This window comes from Mesorhizobium sp. M7A.F.Ca.CA.004.04.2.1, assembly GCF_004022825.1.
In the GTDB taxonomy this organism is placed as follows: domain Bacteria; phylum Pseudomonadota; class Alphaproteobacteria; order Rhizobiales; family Rhizobiaceae; genus Mesorhizobium.
Window position 1 is genome coordinate 1 of the sequence record NZ_RZPH01000569.1, and the last position, 3,903, is coordinate 3,903.

Sequence of the window (3,903 nt, forward strand, 5' to 3'; positions counted from 1 at the left end):
GATGCGACCAACGCCGCCAACAAACCAGTTCTCGACAACAGCTTCTTCCTTGTTCTCACAGCGGCCTGCCGCCTTCTATTTCCCGCCGCCGCATCAGATATTGTCACTGCACATAGCCGACAGGCTGGCCGGTGACGGGGTGCGCGAACACGCCCATCTCCACACCGAAAATGCCTTTCAGCACATCGCTACGCATGATTTCGCCTGGCGTGCCGCGCGTCAGCAGCTTGCCGTCCTTGAGCGCGATCAGTTCGTCGCAGTAGCGCGCCGCCATGTTGGGATCGTGCAGCACGACGACGACACATAGGTCGCGTTTGCGGCTGAGCTCCTTGACCAGCCCGAGCACCTCGACCTGATGGGCGATGTCGAGTGCCGAAATCGGCTCGTCGAGCAGCATGACGCCGGCGTTCTGCGCCACCAGCATGGCGAGCCAGGCGCGCTGGCGCTCGCCGCCCGACAATTCGTCCACCAGCCGGTCGGCAAAACCCTCCATATCGGTCAGGGCCAGCGCCTCCTCGACATGCTGCCTGTCCTCGGCGCGGAAACGGCCAAGCGCGCCATGCCAGGGATAGCGCCCGAGCGTCGCCAGTTCGCGCACGGTCAGGCCGGTCGCCGCAGGCGTCGTCTGCGGCAGATAGGCAAGCGCGCGGGCAAATTCGCGGGCACCCCATTGCGGCAACGGACGTCTGGCGAAAGTGATGGCGCCTGAACTCGTCGGCTGCTGGCGCGCCATGAGCTTGATAAGCGTCGACTTGCCCGAACCATTGTGGCCGATCAGCCCATAGACGCGCGAGCGCTCCAGTTCGAGCGAGACCGGACCGAGCAGCGTCCGCTCGCCGACGGCAAAGCGCACCGCGTCGATATGGAAGGCAGTCTGGGCATCAATTCCAGCCATGCTCATGGCTTTTCTCCAGTGCGGCCGCCCGCATTTCCAGATTCCGGCATTTCGACGGGTCGTGCCCGGTTGACTATGAAACATGACCTTACTAGTCAACATTGAAGATGACTGCAACGATCAACAAATCGTCGCGACCGGCAATATCGGCACGAAAATTTGGAAACAGGGGGCGCAAAGGATGATTTCAGGACATGGACCGATTTGGCGGAACCGGATAGCGCGCAAGCGCCTGCTGATCGCAACGGTGTCGCTGCCGGCCCTGCTTGGCTGCGGCCATGCACTGGCCCAGGAGACGGTCACCACCACCCTAGACCCGATCAAAGTCCAGGAACGTGTCGAAAGCGCTTTCGGGCCGGTCAAGGGCTACGTTGCCACAAAGGGCTCCACCGGCAGCAAGACCGACACGCCGCTGATCGAGACGCCGCAATCGATATCGGTCATCACCAGGGACCAGATGGAAGCGCAGGCCGTCGACAGCCTGAACAGCGCGTTGCGCTACACACCCGGCGCCACCGGCAATCTCTACGGCACCGACAATCGCGGCCTCGGCCTGCAGTTGCGCGGCATTTCGAACGCCAGCGGCGTCTTCTACAGGGACGGGCTGCAGCTCAAGGAGAGCAATTTCACCCTGTTCACCGCACTCGATTCCTATGGCGCGGAACGCTACGAGGTGCTGCGCGGACCGGCGTCGGTACTTTATGGCCAGGCAAGCCCCGGCGGCATCATCAACTATGTCAGCAAGCGGCCAACCGAGGAAAACCTGCGCGAGGTCGAATTCGGTGGTGGCAGCTTCAACCGGTATGAAGGCAAGTTCGACTTCAGCGGTGCCGTGAACGCCGACAAGTCGCTGCTGTTTCGCCTCACCGGCGCCGCTCACATGGGCGACACGCAGACCGACTTCGTCAAGGACGACCGCATCTTCATCGCGCCGGCGATCACCTGGCAGCCCGATGCCGACACCAGCCTGACCATCCTCGCCAACTATCAGCGCGATCGCTCGGGCTGGGCGATGCAGTATCTGCCTGCCTACGGCACGGTCATACCGGGCAAGGACGGCAAGTACCTGCCGAACAGCATGTTCGTCGGCGAACCCGGCTTCGACTCCTACAACAACGACCAGGCCTCGATCGGCTACGAATTCGATCACCGTTTCAACGAAACCTGGCAGGTTCGACAGCATGCCCGCTACGTCCACCTTACCCACACCGAGGAAGGCGTCTTTGGTGGCGGACTGACGGACTCGAACGGCCTGGAACCTTCAAGCGGCGACTACTACCGTTATGCAGATGCCGGCGGCACCAAACTCAGCGGCGTCACCATCGACAACCAGGCACAAGCCGATTTCGACACCGGGCCGCTCGCCCACACGCTGCTCGTCGGCCTCGACTACAAACGCTATACTTACCGCGACTATGCCTCGGAAGGGACCGTCGAGGACGGTTTCAACGTCTTCGATCCGGTTTACGGGTACCCGATCACCGATCTGACGCCCTACACCGATACCGACACCACCCAGCAGCAAGTCGGTCTCTATGCGCAGGACCAGGTAAAGCTCGGCAACTGGCGGCTGACCCTTGGCGGCCGCCAGGATTGGTCGGACGCCAAGGTCTACGACAATCTGGCCGGCGGCTACATTCCCGAGCAGAAGGACAACGCCTTCACCAGCCGGGCGGGGCTCGTCTATCTCGCCGACAACGGGCTTGCGCCCTATGTCAGCTACTCCGAATCGTTCCAGCCCGTGGCCGGCGCCGACAGCGACGGCAATCTGTTCGTGCCCGAGACCGGCAGGCAGTACGAGATCGGGCTGAAATACCAGCCGACCGGGTGGAATTCCTTCATTACGGCATCGGTTTTCGACCTGACCCGACAGAATGTCGTGCGCTATGGCAATGAGGGCCGGCCCGACGACATGTTCCAGACCGGCAAGATCCGCTCGCGCGGCGTCGAACTCGAGGCCGTTGCCAGCCTCGATTCCGGCTTCGACCTGAGAGCGGCCTACACCTATCTCGACACCAGGATCACCAAGGCGACTTCTGTTGTTGATGATAATGGGAGTTCGATCAGCAATGAAGGCAATACGCCCTTCGGCGTGCCGAAGCATTCCGCGTCGCTGTGGGCGAATTACACCTTCGGCAGCGGCCGCCTGGAGGGCCTGGGGCTGGGCGCCGGTGTCCGCTATGTCGGCTCGACCTATGGCGACGACGCCAACAGCTTCAAGGTCCCATCGGTCGTGCTTGCCGACGCGGCGGTGCATTACACCTGGCAGAACGCCACGCTCAGCCTCAATGCCAGCAATCTGTTGGACAAACGCTATGTCGCCTCCTGTTTCTCTTCGGGCTTCGGCTGCTTCTACGGCGAAGGCCGCAGGATCAACGGTTCGGTGAAATACACATGGTAAAAGCAATGTGGCGGGCCGGCCCAAAATGGCGGCGCTGACACGGCGCCAGTATCTTGCCGGCCTCGCCGCGACCGGCCTCGCTTTGCCGGGCGGCATGGCACGCGCGGCACCTGCCCGCGTCGTCTGCCTGGAATGGACATCGGCCGAACTGGTGGTCTCGCTCGGCCTGTCGCCGCTCGCCGTCGGCGACACCAGGGGTTATGGCGACTGGGTGCAGGGCCCGGCGCTGCCGCAGGCCACCATCGACCTGGGATCGCGCAGCGAGCCCAATATCGAACTGCTTCGGGAGTTGCGGCCCGACCTGATCGTCGGCGCCTATGGCTATGGCTTGGACGAGAACAGCTTCACCAGATTGGCGCCGACCTTCAACGTGCCGTTCTACAGCGGCAAGGCTCCACCTTACGCGCAGGCGCAACAGGTGACGCTGCAGCTTGGCGACATGCTTGGCCGCAGGACGGAAGCAGAAAACCTTGTCGGGCGCACCGAAGCCTCGATCGCCCAAGCGCGTGCCAGGCTGGAGCGGGCGGTGCAAAAACCGGTCTGCGTCGTCAGCATGTTCGACGATCGCCATGTCCGCGTCTACGGCGCCGGCAGCCTGCTGCAGGAT

General features: G+C 62.8%; 3 protein-coding genes. 2 read left to right on the forward strand and 1 reads right to left on the reverse strand.

What is annotated here, in order from left to right:
• Positions 1-103: 103 nt before the first annotated feature.
• The gene (locus tag EN893_RS22745) at positions 104-895 is read right to left on the reverse strand and encodes an ATP-binding cassette domain-containing protein (RefSeq protein ID WP_164748715.1); all 792 of its coding nucleotides are present in this window, start codon (positions 893-895) and stop codon (positions 104-106) included.
• 181 nt (positions 896-1,076) lie between these two features.
• Here EN893_RS22745 and EN893_RS22750 point away from each other — a divergent pair, with 181 nt between their 5' ends.
• Positions 1,077-3,296: a TonB-dependent siderophore receptor gene (locus EN893_RS22750; RefSeq protein ID WP_127270619.1), complete on the forward strand. Its 2,220-nt coding sequence runs from the start codon at positions 1,077-1,079 to the stop codon at positions 3,294-3,296.
• A 25-nt stretch (positions 3,297-3,321) separates the two neighbouring features.
• The coding region (locus EN893_RS22755; protein WP_128361790.1) for an ABC transporter substrate-binding protein at positions 3,322-3,903 on the forward strand (582 nt) is incomplete at its 3' end.